The following is an 18,121-nucleotide window of genomic DNA, read 5'->3' on the forward strand; positions in this document are numbered from 1 at the left end:
CTGAGTCTCCTGCGTCGCTTTCTAGAGGGTCAGACCGGCGACGGGGTCGAAGCCGGCCATGATATTGAGGTTCTGCACCGCCGCACCGGCGGCGCCCTTGCCGAGATTGTCGAGCGTGGCGATCAGCAGCGCGTGGCCGCTGGCCTGGTTGCCGACGACGCGCAGCGTCATGCGGTCGGTCCCCGCGTCGTCCTCGATCTTCACCACCGTCGCCGCCTCGTGCGCGAAGCGGACGACGCGCTCGCCGTCATAGGCGGCGGCCAGCACCTCGGACAGGTCGGTGAGCGTGGCGCGGCGGGCGAGCTGGCTGAGGTGAAGCGGCACCTGCACCACCATCCCGCGATAGGTGCGCGCCACTGCTGGCTGGAAGATCGGCGCGACAGCGAGTCCGGCGTGCCGCGTCATCTCGCCGACATGCTTGTGCGCGAGCGCCAGCGCGTAGGGGCGAAAGGCGGTGACCGCCTCGCCGCCCTCGAACTCAGCGATCATCGCCTTCCCACCGCCGGAATAGCCCGACGCGGCGTTGACGCTGAGCGGCGCGTCGGCGGCGAGCAGTCCCGCGCGCACGAGCGGTCGGACGAGCGCGAGGAAGCCGGTGGGATAGCAGCCCGGATTGGCGACCAGACGCGCCGCCGCGATGCGATCGCCCTGGTCGGGCTCCAGCTCGGCGAAGCCATAGGTCCAGTCGGGCGCGACCCGATGCGCCGTCGAGGCGTCGATCACCCGCGTGCGATCGTTGGCGATCATCGCCACCGCCTCGCGTGCGGCCTCGTCGGGGAGGCAGAGGATCACGACGTCGGCGTCGTTGAGTGCCTCGGCGCGCGCGGCGGCGTCCTTGCGGCGCGCCTCGTCGATCGTCACCACTGCGACGTCGCCACGGCCTGCGAGCCGCTCGCGGATCTCCAGCCCCGTGGTACCAGCGGCGCCGTCGATGAAGACCGAGACCGTCACGCCGCGCGCACTGTCGCGGCGTCGACATAGCCGACGAGACTGAGCTCCACCGCGATCCCCCAGGCGACGCCGCCGGTGAGGTCGAGCAGGTCGAACGCCGCGCCCGCGGGCAGCTCCGCCAGCGCCGCAGAGGCAGGGTCGCGCGATTCGCGCAACGTCGCCGCCGTGGCGAGGGCCCGGCGCAGCGGCGCGGCGTAATGCGGCGCGAAGACGCGGTCAGCGAGGCGGACGTCGGCGATGTCGGCGCGCACGGCATGGGTGCGCGGGTCGAGCGTGCGCGACCGCCCCGTCAGCGTGAAGCCGCTACGCGGTGACGTGCTGCTGCCCGACGGCGCGGGCGGGCGGGTGGTCGCCGTCACCGATGAACTGGCCGAACTCCTCAAGAAAATCTGCCCCTTCGGATGTACGCGCGACGAAGATGTTGCGCTTGTCGCTGTCGTCGCGTTGGCGGCGCAGATAGCCGAGCGCACCCAATCTGTTCAAGGCGCGCGTCACCACGGGTTTGGAGACGTTGAGCACGCGCGCCAGACCACGCACCGTGTGCGGCCCGGGCCGCAAGTAAACGACCAGGAGGAGCGCCATCTGGCGATTGGTGAGGTCGGGCTCGCCCGAGCGCACGTAATCGACCAGCGCGTTCATCCACGAACTGAGTTCGGGTTGCGCCAATGTTGCCACGTCCTCGTCCCGCTGCATCACGCCCGGTCCGTTCCGGGTTTGTGCGAGAATAACGCCCGCTTCCGCGGCTGGTTTCAGCCATGTTACGAATTAGCGAGGCGAAATCGTGCCGTTCCAGGGGCGAGCGGCGCGGTTGATCCGCGCCCGCCGCTCCCCTATGTGCCCGCCATCCGGCGTGCGCGACCTGGTCGCGCGTGCCCCTCGCTGTATCGGACCCGCGTCGCTCCCATGTTCACCTTCCTGCTCGTCCTCCAGGCCATCATCGCGGCTGCCCTCGTCACCGTGATCCTGATGCAGCGCTCGGAAGGCGGCGGCCTGACCTCGTCGGGCAGTCCGTCGGGGCTGATGTCGGCGCGCGGCGCGGCGGACTTCCTCACGCGCGCCACCTCGGTGCTGGCGGGAATCTTCGTGGTGATGAGCATCGTCCTCGCCTTCATCGCGGCGCACCGCGGTGCGGTGTCGGTCGACACCTCGCTGCAGCGGCGCGTTCCCGCGGCGCAGACCCAGCAGCCGGCGCCGACTCAGCCCGACGCCGCCGCGCAGGTCCCGCTCGCGGGTGAGCCGGCGAACGCCGCCGCGCCCGTCCCGGCGCCGGCCGACAACGGCGTGCCGCTGGCGCGCTGATCACTCCCACAGCGTCGACTCGTCGCGCGCGGCCTCACCGCGCGCTTGCCCTCGCTCGTACTATAAGGTTAGGCAGTTCGCCCCATGGCGCGGTATATCTTCATCACCGGCGGCGTGGTCTCCTCGCTCGGTAAGGGTCTCATGGCGGCGAGCCTCGCGGCGCTGCTCCAGGCGCGCGGCTATCGCGTGCGCATCCGCAAGTTCGACCCCTATCTCAACGTCGATCCGGGGACGATGAGCCCGTATCAGCACGGCGAGGTGTACGTCACCGACGACGGCGCCGAGACCGATCTCGACCTCGGCCATTACGAGCGCTTCACCGGCGTGGCGTCGCGCCAGTCGGACAACATCACCTCCGGCCGCATCTACAAGACGATCATCGAGCGCGAGCGGCGCGGCGACTATCTCGGCGCGACGGTGCAGGTTATCCCGCACGTCACCGACGCGATCAAGGCGTTCGCGCGCGCCGAGACCGACGACCTCGATTTCGTGCTGTGCGAGATCGGCGGCACGGTGGGCGACATCGAGTCGCTGCCCTTCATCGAGGCGATCCGCCAGCTCAAGAACGAGGTCGGCCGCGGCAACGCGATCTCGGTCCATGTCACGCTCGTGCCGTATATCGCCGCGGCGGGTGAGCTGAAGACCAAGCCGACGCAGCATTCGGTACGCGAGCTTGCCGCGCTCGGCGTCCAGCCCGACGTGCTGGTGTGCCGCTGCGAGAAGCCGCTCCCGGTGTCGGAGCGCGCCAAGATCGCGCTGTTCTGCAACGTGCCCGAGAGCGCGGTCATCCCCGCGCTCGACGCCGCCAGCATCTATGCGGTGCCGCTGCAATATCACGCCGAGGGGCTCGACTCGGAGGTGCTGCGCGCCTTCGGCATTACGCCCTCGTCGCCGCCCGACCTCAGCCGCTGGCAGGAGATCGTCGATCGCCTCCAGCACCCGGAGGGCGAGGTGACCGTGGGCGTGGTCGGCAAGTACGTTGGCCTGCAGGACGCCTATAAGTCGCTCAACGAGGCGCTGGTCCACGGCGGGATCGCTAATCGCGTCAAGGTCAACGTCCGCTGGATCGACGCCGAGCTGTTCGAGCACGACGACGAGGAGATCGTCAGCCAGCTCGAGCCGCTCGACGCGATCCTCGTGCCCGGCGCGTTCGGCGAGCGCGGCGCCGAAGGCAAGATCAAGTCGGTGCGGTTCGCGCGCGAGCGCGAGATCCCCTATTTCGGCATCTGCTTCGGCATGCAGATGGCGTGCATCGAGGGCGCGCGCGACCTCGCCGGCATCGCCGAGGCCTCGTCGACCGAGTTCGGTCCGACCGAGCAGCCCGTCGTCGGCCTGATCACCGAGTGGATGGGCCGTGACGGGCTCGAGCAGCGCGAGGCGCAGGGCGATCTCGGCGGTACGATGCGGCTCGGCGCCTATGACGCGACGCTCGCGGGCAACAGCGTGGTCGCCTCCATCTACGGCGACACGCAGATCTCCGAGCGGCATCGGCACCGCTACGAGGTCAACACCGGCTATCGCGAGGCGCTGGAAAAGGGTGGGCTGGTGTTCTCGGGCATGTCGCCCGACGGTACCTTGCCCGAGATCGTCGAGCGCCCCGACCACCCGTGGTTCGTCGGCGTCCAGTTCCACCCGGAGCTGAAGAGCAAGCCGTTCGATCCGCACCCGCTGTTCGCCAGCTTCATCGAGGCCGCGCTCAAGCAGAGCCGGCTAGTGTAGGGGCGCGACGACCGCTCCGGCGAGCGGTCGTCTTATAATTGAGGCAGCGGAACCGCAGCCGGGTGGCGGCGCGGTCAACGGAGCTCGCCTCTGATGGATCAGTTACGCATCGCGCCCAGGCTCGTCCTGTCGTACGCGGTGATCTTCGTCGTCATGCTGGGGATCAACCTGCTCGCGCTCGCCAACGTGAGCCGCATCGACGCGATTGCGGAAGATATCGGCGTTCACCGCCGCCACAATTATGAATCAGCCTCGGCCATGGCGCTCGCGGCCACGCAATATCGGCTGGGCGAGGCCACATTGGCAGCGGCGCGCGACGGTGCTGAGGTGACCGCGGCGGCACAGGACCTTGCCGAGCGCGCGCGTGCGGTGGAGACGCGGGTCGCGGAGCTCGACGGCCGGCTGCGTTCACCGGTGACACAGGGCCTGTTGCGCGAGTTCGCGCACGACTGGTCGACCTATCGTGCGTCCGGAGCGAACCAGTTCCGCCGTGTCGGGGCGCCGGGGCTGGCGACGTTCCGCGCGCGCGCGCCGGCCTTCTCCGATGTCGAGCGGGATGCCAACCGCTTGCTGGTGCAGCAGTCGGGTTCGCTCGATAACGGCGTGGCCACCGCGCGCTCGCTCGTCGACGCGGCGCGAACGATCACGTTCGTGGCGATGGCGCTGACCGCGCTGCTCGTGATCGCGCTGCTGATGATGCTCATCCGTGGCATCGCTCGCCCGCTCGATGTCGTGACCAACGGGCTGTTGCAGCTCGCCGATGGCGACCTCGGCGTCGAGATCGCGGGGGCGGGGCGCGGCGACGAGGTCGGCGACGTCGCCGCCGCCGCGATCAAGCTGCGCGACCGGCTGCTCGCCGCCGAGCAGGAGAAGGTGCGCCAGACCGCACTGATCGTCACCAGCGTGGGCGCGGGGCTCGACTCGCTGGCGCGCGGCGATCTGACGACCCGCGTCGACACCGAGCTGGAGGGCGCGTTCGGCAAGCTGCGCACCGACTTCAACGATGCGATCGAGGCGCTGGCAGCGGTGCTCGCGGCGGTGCAGGCGAGTGCCGCCGGGATCAGCGAGGGCGCCGACGAGATCCTGCAGGCGAGCGACGACCTGTCGCTCCGTACCGAGAAACATGCCGCCGGCCTGGAGCAGACCTCGGCGGCGATGCAGCAGATCACCGAGACGGTGCGCCAGACCGCCGAGGGCGTCTCGCGCGTCAACGGCGTGGTGGTGGAGACGCGCGGCGATGCCGAGCGCTCGGGCGAGGTGGTGCGCCGCGCGGTCGAGGCAATGAGCGGGATCGAGCGCGCCTCGCACGAGATCGGCGACATCATCAGCGTGATCGACGGCATCGCCTTCCAGACCAACCTGCTCGCGCTCAACGCGGGCGTGGAGGCGGCGCGTGCGGGCGACGCCGGCCGCGGTTTTGCGGTGGTGGCGCAGGAGGTGCGGGCGCTGGCGCAGCGCTCGGCCGACGCCGCGCGCGACGTCAAGAAGCGCATCGGCGCCTCGACCGAGCAGGTCGGCGCGGGCGCCAAGCTGGTGGTGGAGGCGGGCAACGCGCTGACCCGGATCATCGCGCGGGTCGGCGAGATCGGCGCGCTGGTGGCGCAGATCGCCGAGGCGGCCGACCAGCAGTCGACTGGGCTCGTGCAGGTGAGCAAGGCGATCGCCGAGATGGACGGCGTCACCCAGCAGAACGCCGCCATGGTGGAGGAAACGACGGCCGCGGCGCGCGCGCTCGCGGGCGAGGCGGACGCGCTAGCCCAGGAGGTCGCGTGTTTCCTGCTCGACCGCTCCGCGCCGACCCGCGCCGGCCTGCCGCGCCACCGCCAGATCGAGGCTCCCGCGCGTCGCCTGCCCAAGCCCGCGCCGCGGCTCGGCCATGCTCCGCGCGGGCAAGGGGGTGAGGATGACGGCGCCCTACGTGCCGAGTGAGTCTATAAGGGAAAGGCGCCCGGACCTGTCGGCCCGGACGCCCCCACCGGCGCCTCGAAAGGGAGCAAAGAGACGCCGATCCCGCTCGCGCGGCTGACCCTTACGCGGCGCGCGCCGCGTCGGTGGCCTTGTCCTCCACCGCGGTGAGCTGCGGGCCGGTCTTGATCGCGATCGACTTCGGCTTCATCGCCTCAGGCACCTCGCGGACCAGATCGATCACCAGCAGCCCGTCGTTCAGCCGCGCGTCCTCCACGAACACGAAGTCGGCCAGCTCAAACCGCCGCTCGAAGCTGCGGTTGGCGATGCCGAGGTGGAGAAACTGCGCATTCTCCGCCCGATCGTCCTTCTTGCCGGCCACCTGCAGCAGGTTCTGCTGCGCGGTGATCTCGATCTCGTCGCGGCTGAAGCCGGCAACGGCCAGCGTGATGCGGTAGCGGTCGTCGGCGACTCGCTCCAGGTTGAACGGCGGATAGTTCTCGGATGCGCCGCGCGCATTCGCCTCGATCATGTCGAACAGACGATCAAAGCCAATGGTCGAGCGGCGGTAGGGAGTAAGGTCGAAACGCATGTTCAAATCCTCCGATGAGCTATTTGAAGCAAGGCGCCCGGTCATCCGCGGCGCCTTTGTCCGTGCGGCCCGGCCAGCGGCACCGCACGCTAGCTAAATGGGAGTAGCACGAAGCGTTTCAAGTCCCCCTGATACTCCTACTTCGTTGATGGACTATGCGGGATCGGCGATGCAGGATGATGTCGAGGTAAACAGGGGGGAATTCGATGTCGCTCACGCTCGCGCTGCTACTGGCACAGGCCGCCGTACCGTCCGCCGCGGCCGATCAGGCGGTTGGTGCGCCCGCTGCTGCGGCACCGTCGCAGGACGATGCCGTGGTGCGCGGGACGGTCGACGGCAGCGGTGACAACGAGCGCGGTCGGCTCGGCCCGGCGCAGCAGGGCGGGGGCGACATCGTCGTCACCGCGCGGCGTCGCGCCGAGAGCGTGCAGCGCGTGCCGCTCGCGGTGTCGGTAATCGGCGGCACCGCGCTGGCGGAGACGGGCGCGTATAATGTCAGCCGGCTGACGCAGATCCAGCCGACGCTGCAATTCTACTCGACCAACCCGCGCAACTCGGCCGCCAACATCCGCGGCCTGGGCGCCCCGTTCGGCCTCACCAACGACGGGATCGAGCAAGGCGTCGGCATCTATGTCGACCAAGTCTATTACTCGCGCATCGCCTCGGCCACCTTCGACTTCACCGACACCGAGCGAATCGAGATCCTGCGCGGACCGCAGGGCACGCTCTACGGCAAGAACACCACCGCGGGCGCAATCAACATCACCACGCGGCGACCGAGCTTCACGCCCGAGGCACGGGTGGAGCTCACCGCAGGCAACCTCGAGTTCCTCCAGGCCAAGGCCTCTGCCTCGGGTCCGCTGATCGACGACACGCTGGCGATCCGACTGTCGGCCTCGGTGACATCGCGACGGGGCACGATCTACAACACGCGTACCGGCGCCTATGTAAACGCGCAGGACAATCGCAGCCTGCGCGGGCAGCTCTTCTGGCAGGCGGCGTCCAACCTCGATCTCACGCTCGCCGGCGACTACAACCACCAGGATCCGGAATGCTGCGCGCAGATCTTCGCGCGAGTCGGCCGCACGCAGCGGCCGCTCGCGCGGCAATATGAGGCGCTCGCCGCCGCCTTCGGCTACGCGCCGCCGTCGCGCAACGCCTTCGACCGGCTCACGGACCTGGACACACCTTTGCGCGCGCGCCAGGAGCTGGGCGGCGCGTCCTTGGTGGCCAACTGGGACGTCGGCGCGGCAACGCTCACCTCGGTTTCCGCGTGGCGCTTCTGGGATTGGAATCCCTCGAACGACCGCGACTTCATCGGCCTGCCGATCACCACGGTGTCGGCCAACCCGTCGCAGCAGAAGCAGGTGAGCCAGGAGCTGCGCGTCGCCTCGAACGGGCAGCACCGCGTCGATTATGTCGCCGGCCTTTTCTACTTCCGCCAGACGATCGACACGCAGGGGCTCCAGGTACAGGGGCCGGCGGCCAGCCGTTGGCTGCTCAATCCGGGTGACCCGCCGTTCGGCGCCAACGGCTGCGCGCGCCCGAGCAGCGCGGCCTGCAACCCGGCGATCCTCGACGGGCTGACCGCGCGCAACACGATCGGCTTCACCAACACCTCCGCCGCGGCGTTCGGGAAGCTCACCTGGCATCTCGGCGACAGCTTCTCGATCGCGCCCGGCGTGCGCGTCAACTATGACAAGAAGCGCGGCTCCTATGTCTCGGTGGTGACGACGGGCAGCGGCTCGACCACGCTGACCAGCGATCAGCGCGGCGTTCTCGCGCCGCAGAGCTACGCGCCCGACTTCGACAATTGGAACGTCTCGGGTGACATCACCGCGGCCTGGGACATCGCCGCCGACGTCCACGGCTATGCCACCTACGCGCGCAGCTACAAGTCGGGCGGGATCAACCTCTCGGGTCTGCCGCTGGACGCCGGTAACAATCCTATCCTCAGCGCCGCGACGGTGAAGCCCGAGAAGGTCAATCACTATGAGCTGGGGCTCAAGACCCAGTTCCTCGATCGCCGCGCGACGGTGAATCTGGCCGCTTTCTGGACCGACATCTCGGACTATCAGGCGACCGTCACCAACGGCCAGCTCGGCGTGCTGCGCGGCTATCTCGCCAATGCGGGCAAGGTGCGGACGCGCGGCGTCGAGCTCGACTCGGCGTTCCGCCCGACCACGCGTCTCAACGTCTACGCCAACGCGGCCTATACCGACGCCAAATACGTCGACTTCACCGACGCGCCGTGCCCGCCCGAGCTGTCGGGCGGCACGAGCAGTCCGGCCAACTGCGACATCTCGGGCCAGCGTTTGCCCGGCATCTCGAAATGGGCCTTCTCCTACGGTGCCGAATATGCGGTGCCGGTGACGCTGGGGGGCGAGGGCGGCAACGTCTATCTCGGCTATGACGGCAGCTATCGCTCCGATTTCTCGAGCAACCCGTCGGAGTCGATCTACACCAACATCGATGGCTATTCGATCTCGAACGTGCGGCTGGGCTATCGCAGCGACCGCGGCCTCAACGCGTTCCTGTGGCTGCGCAACGCCTTCGACCAGGATTATTACGAGCTGCTGGCGACCCAGTCGGGCAACACCGGGCTGGTGGTCGGCCAGCCGGGCGATCCGCGCACTTATGGTGTGACGGTCTCGGCGAACTTCTGAGCGATGGCGCGCCACGGCAGAGGCTAGGCCTCAGGCAGGCAGCCCCAGCGAGTGATCGTCATCCCGGCCCTGAGCCGGATCCATCTGGCCGCGAGAGCAACGGTGGCAGTACGCGCGGCAACATGGATCCTGGGTCGGGCCCGGGATGACGACAGGATCTGCGATCGTGAGCGATCACGGCGTACCGAACTTGTCGACCTCGTTTGATTGTATGCGCGGCGTCACCACATTGCCGCCACAAAGCAAACGCCCGGGCCGCTCATCGCGACCCGGGCGCCTGCGTGACGATCGCTCGTCAGCCCCCTATCCCGCCGTCTGCCCGCGCGCTTCGGTGTGAAGCGGAGCTCGACGACATTCCCCGAACCACGGCCTTTGCCTGTGTGCCAGTGAGGGAAGGTATGCTGGTGCGGCGTTCGGCTGTCGACCGAAATGAACGCGGGCAAAACCGATTGCGGCAGCTCTGTGTCGAATCCGCCACACGCCCCGTTGCGCCGCCGCGCGCGCCATCCTAGAGGCGGCGGCATGTTGCTGTCGCGCTACGAGAGCATGATCGCGCGGCGGTATCTGCTGCCCGGTCGCGGTGAGCGGTTCATCGTCCTGGTCGCGGGCTTCTCGCTCGGCGCGGTGATGCTCGGCGTCGCCGCGCTGGTCATCGTGATGAGCGTGATGAACGGTTTCCGCGCCGAGCTGTTCGACAAGATCGTCGGGCTCAACGGTCACGCCGTGATCCAGGGCTACAACGGCCGCTTGCCCGACTGGCGCCGCGCGCTCGCCGAGGCGAAGGCCACCCCGGGGGTCACCAGCGCGATCCCGATGATCGAGCAGCCCTTGTTCGTCACCTACAACGGCCGCGCCGAGGGGATCATCCTGCGCGGCATGCGGCCCGAGGACATCCGCGCCAATCGGACGATCAACTCCAAGGTCATCGTCGGCAGCCTCGCCAGCGTGACGCCGGGGAGCAACAACGTCGCGATCGGCGCGCGACTGGCGGAGCAGCTCGGCGCGACGATCGGGTCCGAGATCACGCTGATCAACCCGCTCGGGCCCTCGACCCCGTTCGGCACGATGCCGCGCTACGTCAACTACACCGTCGGCGCGATTTTCGAGGTCGGCGTGTACGATTACGACAAGGCTTATGTCGTGATGCCGCTCGCCGACGCGCAGACCCTGCTGCTGAGCGGCGACAGCGTCGGGATCATCGAGCTGCAGACCAACGACGCCGACCGCGTCGGCGAGATCCTCGCGCCGCTCACGCGCAAGGTGCAGGGCTATGCCGCGGTCGCTGACTGGCGCCGGCTCAACGCCGAGCTGTTCGACGCGCTGGCGGTCGAGCGCGTCGCGATGTTCACCGTGCTGTGCATCATCATCCTGGTCGCGGCCTTCAACATCGCCTCGTCGCTGATCATGCTGGTGCGCTCCAAGACGCGCGACATCGCGATCCTGCGCACCATGGGGGCGAGCCGCGGCGCGATGCTGCGGATCTTCATCACCGTGGGGACGACGATCGGGGTGCTCGGCACCGTGGCGGGGCTGCTGCTCGGCTTCGGCTTCCTGTTCATCCGCCAGTCGGTGGTTAACGCGGTGCAGGCGATCACCGGGCAGAACCTGTGGGACCCGTCGATCCGCTATCTCACCGAGCTGCCGTCCAAGCCCAACCCGGTCGAGATCGTCGCGATCGTGCTGATCACGCTGCTGATGACCTTCTTGGCGACGGTCTATCCCGCGCTCAAGGCGGCGGGCACCGACCCGGTCGAGGTGCTGCGCTATGAGTGAGGCGGTGCTCCAGACGCGCGAGCTGGCGCGCAGCTTCACCCAGGGCGGCGCGACGATCCACGTGCTGCGCGGTGTCGACCTCGCCATCGCGCCGGGCGAGATCGTGGCGCTGCTGGGGCCATCGGGCTCGGGCAAATCGACCCTGCTCCAGGCGGTCGGGCTGCTCGAGGGTGGGTTCGCGGGCTCGATCCGGATTGCCGGGGTGGAGGCGGCGCAGCTCGACGCCGCCGGCCGCACCGCGATGCGGCGCGACCGGCTCGGCTTCGTCTACCAGTTCCACCACCTGCTGCCCGACTTCAACGCGATCGAGAATGTCGTGCTGCCGCAGCTGATCCACGGCGCCGAGCGAGCGCCCGCCGAGGAACGCGCCGCCGTGCTGCTCACCGCGCTCGGGGTCGGTCACCGGCTGACGCATCGCCCGGCGCAGCTCTCGGGCGGCGAGCAGCAGCGCGTCGCGGTGGCGCGCGCGCTCGCCAACCGGCCCGCGCTGGTGCTGGCCGACGAGCCGACCGGCAACCTCGACGAACATACCGCCGACGTCGTGCTCGCCGAGTTCCTGCGGCTGGTACGGGGCGAGGGCTCGGCGGCGCTGGTGGCGACGCATAACGAGCGGCTCGCCGCCAAGATGGACCGCGTCGTGCGGCTGCACGAGGGCACGATCGCGTGAGCCGCTGGCGCGAGACGCCGCGGCTGGTCGGACAGCACGTGGTGCTCCGCCCGCTCACTCCGGAGGACGCACCCGCGCTCGCCGCGGCGGCGGGGGACGGCGACCTTACCGAGCTGTTCTTTGCCAACGTCTCCGGCCTGACCGACCCCGAGGCCTTCGTCGCCGCCGCGCTGCGCGAGCGCGACTTCGGCCGCGCGCTGCCGTTCGCGGTAGAAGCGCCCGACGGCCGCGTCGTCGGGCTCACCCGCCTCATGCGGATGAGCGAGGCGCATCGCCGCGTCGAGATCGGGGGCACCTTCTACGCGCGCTCGGTGCAGCGCACCGGGGTGAACACCGAGGCCAAGCTGCTGCTGCTCGGGCACGCCTTCGACGCGCTCGGCTGCCAGGTGGTGCAGATCCGCACCGACTGGTTCAACAAGCGCTCGCAGGCCGCGATCGAGCGGCTCGGCGCCAAGCGCGACGGCGTGCTGCGCTCGCACCAATTGTTCAACGGGAGGGTGCGCGACCTGGTGGTCTACTCGATCATCGCCAGCGAGTGGCCGGGGGTGCGGACCAACTTCGAGTTCCTGCTGCGGAGGCACGGATGAGCGCGATCACTGACCTGAGCGTGAGGACCGCTGACGGCGGCGAGCAGTCGCTGGCGGATTATGCCGGCCGGGTGCTGCTGGTGGTCAACACCGCGTCCCAGTGCGGGTTCACGCCGCAATATGCCGGGCTGGAGGAACTCCACCGCGACTATGCCGAGCGCGGGCTGGGGGTGCTGGCTTTCCCCTGCAACCAGTTCGGCGCGCAGGAGCCGGGCGACGCCGCCGCGATCGCGACCTTCTGCTCGACCCACTATAACGTGAGCTTCCCGGTTTTCGCGAAGGTCGAAGTCAACGGGACGGGGGCGGACGCATTGTTCGAGCGGCTCAAGCGCGCCGCGCCGGGGCTGCTGGGCTCACGCGCCATCAAGTGGAACTTCACGAAGTTCCTGATCGCGCGCGATGGTGAGACGGTGCGCCGCTATGCGCCAACCACCGCGCCCGAGGCGCTGCGGACCGATATTGAGGCATTGTTGTGACGGCGGGTGATTAGACTCACTGCCACCCCCCCGCGAACAGCGTCATCCTGAACTCGTCTCAGGATCCACCGTACTGCACACCGATCGGCCGCGGCGCTCGCGGGACCGTGGAACCTCAAACGAGTTCAGGATGCCGGGCGGCGGAAGGTCGAGGTGGCCACTCCACCGCCGCTGCTCTACTGGGCACCACCGCCGCCCACCTCACTGCTGCACCATCTCCTCCGGCATCGCGAACGCGCTGGCGCCGCTGCGGTGGTCGCTCGCCGCGGCGATCGCGGTCACGCCGCCAAACAGAAAGCTGATCCCCAGCACGAGGCCCGGCAGCGTCAGCGCCGACCATGGCACCGTCATCAGGATGAACAGCGCCAAGAGCAGGTTGATCACGCCGAGCACGATCATCATGACGCGCCGGCGCCGCATCCGCGTTCCCGCCACGATCTCCAGCACGCCGCGCACGCCGAGCCACACCGCCACCATCAAGGTCAGCGATACCGCGCCCGTCATCGGCTCGAACACCATGATCGCGCCGACCACGACCGACAGGACGCCGAACAGCAGCGCGTAGATGCGGCTCTCGCTGCCGTGGCCAAACACGCCGGCCGCGATCGAGAACACACCCGAGATGAAGAACAAGGTGCCGATCACCACAGTGGCGGCGTAGGTCGCCACATAGGGCCAGATGATCGCCGCCACGCCGACCAGCACCGACACCACGCCATAGGCCATGATCCAGCCCCAACCGGCGCCCATCGCGCGCGGCACGCCTCTAACATCGCTCATGTCCGTCCTCCTGCTGCGCCGGCGAACGGGCCGGCGCGGGCGCGGTTCCGGCGGTCGCGCGGGCGCTGGCCGAATCGAGTAGGGAGGCTTAGCTAGGAGCGATGCCACATTCGGGCTTCGTGCCGCTCCGCATCTTCTCCAGCTACACCATGCTCGACGGCGCGATCGAGCCCAAGGCGATCGCCAAGCGCGCGGCCAAGCTCGGCTTCCCCGCCGCGGCGCTGACTGACCGCAACGGTCTCTATGCCGCGATGGCCTTCTCGGACGCCGCCAAGAGCGCGGGCGTCCAGCCGGTGATCGGCACGATGCTGGGCGTCGCGCGACCCGACATGCCCGAGGGCGCCGCGACGGTCGTCGACTGGATCGCGCTCTATGCGCAGGACGAAACGGGCTACGACAACCTCTGCGCGCTGGTCAGCCACGCGCACCTCGACCGTCCGCTCGAACTGGCGCCGCATGTCGGCTTCGACCTGATCGAGCGCCACGCCGCCGGGCTGATCGCGCTAACCGCGGGCGGCGAGGGCGGGGTGGCGCGGCTGTTCGCCGAGGACCAGCCTGCGCGCGCGATCACCTACGCCGAGCGGCTCCACGCCACCTTCGGTGACCGCCTCTACGTCGAGCTGTGCCGCCGCGGCGACGCGATCGAGGAGCGCGCCGAGTCGCCGCTGCTCGATCTCGCCTATGAGCGCGGCTGGCCGATCGTCGCGACCAACCCGAGCTGCTTCGAGGAGGCGGATTTCGGCGCCGCGCACGACGCCATGCTGTGCATCGCGAGCTCCAGCTATCTGGAGAGCGACGATCGCCCGAAGAGCTGTGGTCACGCCTGGATGAAGCCCGCCGAGGCGATGCGCGAGCTGTTCGCCGATCTGCCCGAGGCGATCGCCAACACCCTGGTGGTGGCGCAGCGCTGTGCGGTCGCCGCGCCCAAGCGCAAGCCAATCCTTCCCAGCCTCGCTGGCGACCGCGAGGGCGAGGCGACGATGCTGCGCGAGCGTGCGCGCGAGGGGCTGGCGGCGCGGATCGAGCGGATCGTCGCGCTCGGCCAGGCGCCGGAGGAGCCGACGTGGCAGGAGACCTACCGGCAGCGGCTCGAATTCGAGCTCGATGTCATCATCCAAATGGGTTTCCCCGGCTATTTCCTGATCGTCGCCGACTTTATCCAATGGGCAAAGGCGCACGACATTCCCGTCGGACCGGGGCGCGGCTCGGGCGCGGGCTCGGCGGTGGCCTGGGCACTGACCATCACCGACCTCGATCCGATCAAGCTGGGGCTGCTGTTCGAACGCTTCCTCAACCCCGAGCGCGTGTCGATGCCCGACTTCGACATCGACTTCTGCGAAACCAGACGCGGCGAGGTCATCCGCTACGTCCAGGAGAAATACGGCCGCGATCAGGTCGCGCAGATTATCACCTTTGGTAAGCTCAAGGCGCGCGCGGTGCTCAAGGACACCGGGCGCGTGCTGCAGATGAGCTACGGTCAGGTCGACCGGCTCGCCAAGCTCGTCCCCAACCATCCGACCGACCCGTGGACGCTCGATCGCGCGCTCAACGGCGTGTCCGAACTGGCGCGCGAATATGCGAACGACAATGAGGTCCGCCGCCTGCTCGACCTGGCGATGAAGCTGGAGGGCCTGCCGCGTCACTCGTCGACCCACGCCGCGGGCGTGGTGATCGGGGATCGGCCCCTCGCACAGCTCGTCCCGCTCTACCGCGACCCGCGCTCCGACATGCCGGTGACCCAGTTCGACATGAAGTATGTCGAGGGCGCGGGGTTGGTGAAGTTCGACTTCCTCGGGCTCAAGACGCTGTCGGTGCTCAAGAAGGCGGTGCAGCTGCTGGCCAAGCGCGGGATCGAGGTCGATCTCGACGCTCTGCTGTGGGACGACGAGGGCGTCTACAAGCTGCTCCAGCGCGGCGACACGGTCGGCGTGTTCCAGCTCGAATCCGAGGGGATGCGGCGCACGCTCTCGGCGGTGCGGCCGACCAATTTCGGCGACATCGTCGCGCTCGTCTCGCTCTACCGCCCCGGTCCGATGGACAACATCCCGTCGTTCGGCCGGCGCAAGCAGGGCACCGAGCAGATCACCTACCCGCACCCGCTGCTCGAGCCGATCCTGAAGGAGACCTATGGGATCTTCGTCTACCAGGAGCAGGTGATGCAGGCGGCGCAGATCCTCGCCGGCTACTCGCTCGGCGGCGCCGACCTGCTGCGCCGCGCGATGGGCAAGAAGATCAAGGCGGAGATGGACGCGCAGCGCGCCACCTTCGTCGCCGGCTGCGCCGAGCATAACGGGATCAAGAAGGACTACGCCAACCAGCTGTTCGACTTGATCGACAAGTTCGCTGGCTACGGCTTCAACAAGAGCCACGCCGCGGCGTACGCGCTACTCGCCTATCAGACCGCCTGGCTCAAGGCGCATCACCCGGCCGAGTTCTTCGCCGCCTCGATGTGCTACGACCTGCACCTCACCGACAAGCTGGCGATTTTCGTCGACGATATGCGCCGGCTCGGGATCGGGCTGCTGCCGCCGTGCATCAACGCCAGCGCGGCCGAGTTCGACGTCGAGGTCGACGCCGAGGGCGTGCCGTCGGTGCGCTACGCGCTCGCCGCACTGAAATCGGTGGGCGAGGGCGCGATGGAGCGGCTGTGCGAGGAGCGCGCCGGGGCGGGTGCGTTCCGCAGCCTCGACGATCTCGCCACGCGCGTCGACCCGCGGTTGCTCAACAAGCGCCAGCTCGAGACGCTCGCGGCCGGCGGCGCGTTCGACTCGCTCGAGCCCAACCGCGCGGGCGTGCATGCCGTCGCCGAGACGATGCTGGCAATCGCGGCGCGCACGCAGGAAGGACGGACGAGCGGGCAGGGCGGGCTGTTCGGCGATGACGCGGGCGCGGGTGACACGATCAAGCTGCCCGACGCGCGCTGGTCGCTCGCCGAGCGGATGGAGCAGGAGAAAGAGGCGTTCGGCTTCTACTTCTCGGCGCATCCGGTCGATCGCTACCGTCATCTCGCCAAGACGCACGGCGCACGCAGCTATGTCGCGCTGGGCGAGCTGCCGATCGCCGAGGGCGCGCGCGTGATGGCGACGATGGCGGTGCTGGTCGAGGACGCGCGCTGGCGTACCTCGGCGCGGGGCAAGCGCTACATGATGGCGACGCTGTCCGACTCGACCGGACAGTTCGTCGCGACCTGTTTCGACGACGGGCCCGCCGCGGATCTTGAGGAAGCGGCGCGCAACGGCGGCTGCGGGCTGGCGACAGTGGAGCTTGATCGGCGGCCGGGCGAGGAGACGCCGCGCGTCACGGTGAAGGCGATCCGGCCGTTCGAGGGGCTGGCCTCGTCGACGCGGTTCGCGCTCGACGTCCATGTGAGCGACGCTGCCGCGGTGGCGGGACTGGTTGCGCTGATCGGCGACTCGCGCGGCGCGCGCGGCAAGGTGACGCTCAAGGTGCCGCTCGGCAGCGACGAGCAGGCGACCGTGATCCTCGGTCGCGACTTCGCGCTTGACGCCGAGCTGGCGGAGCGGATCGAGCATCTGCCCGGCATCATCAAGGTCGAGTTCGACATTGAGGAGACGCGGCTCAAGTCGGTCGGCTGATCCCGGCGACGTAGAGCGCGAGTACCGCGTGCACCTGGGGGGCGGGCGCGTCGACGCGCGAGTCGAGCGCGAGCGTGGCAAGGCCGTGGACGATCGCCCAGCAACCCAAGGTCGCGTCGGCGTCGTCCCTGCCTGTGATAGCGGCGACGCGATCGGCCAAGATGGCGAAGGCGGGAGCGTTCTCGCGTGTCTTCTCGAGGTCGCACGCGCTGTCCACCGGCCGCGCGAACATCAGCCGGAACAGCGCGGGGTGGGCGCGCGCGAACGCGACATAGCTGAGCCCCTGCGCGATCAGCCGCTCGGCATCGCTCCCCTCGGCATCCGCCGCGGCAAGGCGCGCGGCGAGCGTGGCGAAGCCGCGCTCGGCGACCGCGGCGAGCAGCGCGGCCTTGTCGGCGAAATGGCGATAGGGCGCCATCGCCGACACGCCAGCGGCCCGCGCCAGCGCGCGAATGCCGGGCTCGCTCTCGCCGGCTTCCAGCATCGCCTCGGCATGGTCGAGCAGCTGATCGCGGAGGTGGGCGGGAACATTCATCGGTTTACACCGTACACGTAGCTGGCTATGTTTACGGTGTAAACGACGGAGGCGATGATGCAAGGGGAGGTAGCACGACGTGTGACGGTGAACGTGTCGGCCTGGCCCGACATGGTGATGGTGTTGCTCGGCTTCCGCGTCGGCGCGCTACGGGGGCTGCCATCCTTCCTGTCGATCGGTCGTGGGCTCGCCGCGATCCGGCGCTCGCCACCTGACGGGCTGCTCCACAGCGACGGCGGGCTCTACGCCTGGAACCATGTCGGCATCCGGCAATATTGGCGCGACCTGGAGAGCCTGGAGGCGTTCACCCGCTCCGAGCCGCATGGCGGTTGGTGGCGCGAGTTCCTGGCCGATCGTCACGGCAACGGCTTCTGGCACGAGGCTTACTCGGCGCGTGGCGGAATGGAGGCCATCTACGTCGACATGCCCGAGCCGCCGGGGCTCGGCGCCTTCGCCCCGCCGATGGCGGCGCAGGGGCGGATGCTGTCGAGCCGCGGGCGGTTGGGGCGGTAGGAGCCGCTGGCTGATCATCCGCTCTCCCTACCTGTCATCGCGGCCTGGGTCCGAGATGACGA

The 18,121-nt window shown here is 69.1% G+C and carries 16 protein-coding genes; 10 read left to right on the forward strand and 6 right to left on the reverse strand.

Features of this window, described 5'->3' with window-relative positions; all coding sequences use genetic code 11:
- Positions 1-21: 21 nt before the first annotated feature.
- From argC to FHY03_RS07600, 3 genes are read right to left on the reverse strand one after another with little or no spacing between them, the layout of a single operon-like run.
- Positions 22-951 carry an N-acetyl-gamma-glutamyl-phosphate reductase gene (gene argC / locus FHY03_RS07590; protein WP_183929816.1) on the reverse strand — a complete coding sequence of 310 codons (930 nt, stop codon included), beginning with the start codon at positions 949-951 and terminating at the stop codon, positions 22-24.
- Entirely contained in the window at positions 948-1,310 is a 363-nt protein-coding gene (locus FHY03_RS07595) for an SH3 domain-containing protein (RefSeq protein ID WP_311721336.1), read from the reverse strand. Before FHY03_RS07595 ends, argC begins: the two co-directional genes overlap by 4 nt.
- On the reverse strand, positions 1,255-1,590 hold the full coding sequence (locus FHY03_RS07600; protein WP_132908177.1) for a MarR family transcriptional regulator: 336 nt from the start codon (positions 1,588-1,590) through the stop codon (positions 1,255-1,257). Before FHY03_RS07600 ends, FHY03_RS07595 begins: the two co-directional genes overlap by 56 nt.
- Before the next feature lie 264 nt (positions 1,591-1,854).
- Here FHY03_RS07600 and secG point away from each other — a divergent pair, with 264 nt between their 5' ends.
- From secG to FHY03_RS07615, 3 genes are all read left to right on the forward strand, one after another.
- Positions 1,855-2,250: a preprotein translocase subunit SecG gene (gene secG / locus FHY03_RS07605; RefSeq protein WP_183929818.1), complete on the forward strand. Its 396-nt coding sequence runs from the start codon at positions 1,855-1,857 to the stop codon at positions 2,248-2,250.
- A gap of 84 nt (positions 2,251-2,334) precedes the next feature.
- Entirely contained in the window at positions 2,335-3,969 is a 1,635-nt protein-coding gene (locus FHY03_RS07610) for a CTP synthase (protein ID WP_183920641.1), read from the forward strand.
- Between the two features lie 93 nt (positions 3,970-4,062).
- A complete protein-coding gene (locus FHY03_RS07615) occupies positions 4,063-5,898 on the forward strand; it encodes a methyl-accepting chemotaxis protein (RefSeq protein ID WP_221190043.1) in 1,836 nt (611 codons plus the stop codon).
- Positions 5,899-5,998: 100 nt separating this feature from the next.
- Here FHY03_RS07615 and FHY03_RS07620 read toward each other — a convergent pair whose 3' ends face one another.
- Complete coding sequence (locus FHY03_RS07620) at positions 5,999-6,466, reverse strand: Hsp20 family protein (protein WP_183920640.1); 468 nt, start codon at positions 6,464-6,466, stop codon at positions 5,999-6,001.
- A 206-nt stretch (positions 6,467-6,672) separates the two neighbouring features.
- Between FHY03_RS07620 and FHY03_RS07625 the strand changes: the two genes are divergently transcribed.
- The 5 genes from FHY03_RS07625 (at position 6,673) to FHY03_RS07645 (ending at position 12,635) form a co-directional block, all read left to right on the forward strand.
- The gene (locus FHY03_RS07625; RefSeq protein ID WP_183929820.1) at positions 6,673-9,132 is read left to right on the forward strand and encodes a TonB-dependent receptor; all 2,460 of its coding nucleotides are present in this window, start codon (positions 6,673-6,675) and stop codon (positions 9,130-9,132) included.
- A 522-nt stretch (positions 9,133-9,654) separates the two neighbouring features.
- Positions 9,655-10,905: a lipoprotein-releasing ABC transporter permease subunit gene (locus tag FHY03_RS07630; RefSeq protein WP_183920638.1), complete on the forward strand. Its 1,251-nt coding sequence runs from the start codon at positions 9,655-9,657 to the stop codon at positions 10,903-10,905.
- Positions 10,898-11,572 (forward strand): ABC transporter ATP-binding protein, encoded by a 675-nt coding sequence (locus FHY03_RS07635; RefSeq protein ID WP_183920637.1) that lies wholly within the window; start codon positions 10,898-10,900, stop codon positions 11,570-11,572. The genes FHY03_RS07630 and FHY03_RS07635 overlap by 8 nt, the downstream gene beginning before the upstream one ends.
- A complete protein-coding gene (locus FHY03_RS07640; RefSeq protein ID WP_183929822.1) occupies positions 11,569-12,159 on the forward strand; it encodes a GNAT family N-acetyltransferase in 591 nt (196 codons plus the stop codon). Before FHY03_RS07635 ends, FHY03_RS07640 begins: the two co-directional genes overlap by 4 nt.
- A complete protein-coding gene (locus FHY03_RS07645; RefSeq protein ID WP_183920635.1) occupies positions 12,156-12,635 on the forward strand; it encodes a glutathione peroxidase in 480 nt (159 codons plus the stop codon). The genes FHY03_RS07640 and FHY03_RS07645 overlap by 4 nt, the downstream gene beginning before the upstream one ends.
- A gap of 201 nt (positions 12,636-12,836) precedes the next feature.
- Here FHY03_RS07645 and FHY03_RS07650 read toward each other — a convergent pair whose 3' ends face one another.
- Positions 12,837-13,415 (reverse strand): HdeD family acid-resistance protein, encoded by a 579-nt coding sequence (locus FHY03_RS07650; RefSeq protein WP_183929824.1) that lies wholly within the window; start codon positions 13,413-13,415, stop codon positions 12,837-12,839.
- A gap of 101 nt (positions 13,416-13,516) precedes the next feature.
- Between FHY03_RS07650 and dnaE the strand changes: the two genes are divergently transcribed.
- Positions 13,517-17,011 carry a DNA polymerase III subunit alpha gene (gene dnaE / locus FHY03_RS07655; protein ID WP_183929826.1) on the forward strand — a complete coding sequence of 1,165 codons (3,495 nt, stop codon included), beginning with the start codon at positions 13,517-13,519 and terminating at the stop codon, positions 17,009-17,011.
- Here the strand turns inward: dnaE and FHY03_RS07660 are convergent.
- Entirely contained in the window at positions 16,995-17,546 is a 552-nt protein-coding gene (locus FHY03_RS07660; protein WP_183929828.1) for a TetR/AcrR family transcriptional regulator, read from the reverse strand. The genes dnaE and FHY03_RS07660 overlap by 17 nt on opposite strands.
- Before the next feature lie 57 nt (positions 17,547-17,603).
- Between FHY03_RS07660 and FHY03_RS07665 the strand changes: the two genes are divergently transcribed.
- Positions 17,604-18,059: a monooxygenase family protein gene (locus FHY03_RS07665; RefSeq protein ID WP_183920631.1), complete on the forward strand. Its 456-nt coding sequence runs from the start codon at positions 17,604-17,606 to the stop codon at positions 18,057-18,059.
- Positions 18,060-18,121: the final 62 nt, after the last annotated feature.

This window comes from Sphingomonas sp. BK345, assembly GCF_014193845.1.
Lineage (GTDB): Bacteria > Pseudomonadota > Alphaproteobacteria > Sphingomonadales > Sphingomonadaceae > Sphingomonas.

Bases quoted from the DNA above. Each gene is read 5' to 3' on its own strand.
- FHY03_RS07635 (WP_183920637.1), top strand. From the start codon at position 10,898: ATGAGTGAGGCGGTGCTCCAGACGCGCGAGCTGGCGCGCAGCTTCACC.
- FHY03_RS07645 (WP_183920635.1), top strand. From the start codon at position 12,156: ATGAGCGCGATCACTGACCTGAGCGTGAGGACCGCTGACGGCGGCGAG.
- FHY03_RS07650 (WP_183929824.1), bottom strand. From the start codon at position 13,415: ATGAGCGATGTTAGAGGCGTGCCGCGCGCGATGGGCGCCGGTTGGGGC.
- FHY03_RS07600 (WP_132908177.1), bottom strand. From the start codon at position 1,590: ATGAACGCGCTGGTCGATTACGTGCGCTCGGGCGAGCCCGACCTCACC.
- secG (WP_183929818.1), top strand. From the start codon at position 1,855: ATGTTCACCTTCCTGCTCGTCCTCCAGGCCATCATCGCGGCTGCCCTC.
- FHY03_RS07610 (WP_183920641.1), top strand. From the start codon at position 2,335: ATGGCGCGGTATATCTTCATCACCGGCGGCGTGGTCTCCTCGCTCGGT.
- FHY03_RS07620 (WP_183920640.1), bottom strand. From the start codon at position 6,466: ATGCGTTTCGACCTTACTCCCTACCGCCGCTCGACCATTGGCTTTGAT.
- FHY03_RS07665 (WP_183920631.1), top strand. From the start codon at position 17,604: ATGCAAGGGGAGGTAGCACGACGTGTGACGGTGAACGTGTCGGCCTGG.
- dnaE (WP_183929826.1), top strand. From the start codon at position 13,517: ATGCCACATTCGGGCTTCGTGCCGCTCCGCATCTTCTCCAGCTACACC.
- FHY03_RS07660 (WP_183929828.1), bottom strand. From the start codon at position 17,546: ATGAATGTTCCCGCCCACCTCCGCGATCAGCTGCTCGACCATGCCGAG.
- FHY03_RS07615 (WP_221190043.1), top strand. From the start codon at position 4,063: ATGGATCAGTTACGCATCGCGCCCAGGCTCGTCCTGTCGTACGCGGTG.
- FHY03_RS07630 (WP_183920638.1), top strand. From the start codon at position 9,655: ATGTTGCTGTCGCGCTACGAGAGCATGATCGCGCGGCGGTATCTGCTG.
- FHY03_RS07625 (WP_183929820.1), top strand. From the start codon at position 6,673: ATGTCGCTCACGCTCGCGCTGCTACTGGCACAGGCCGCCGTACCGTCC.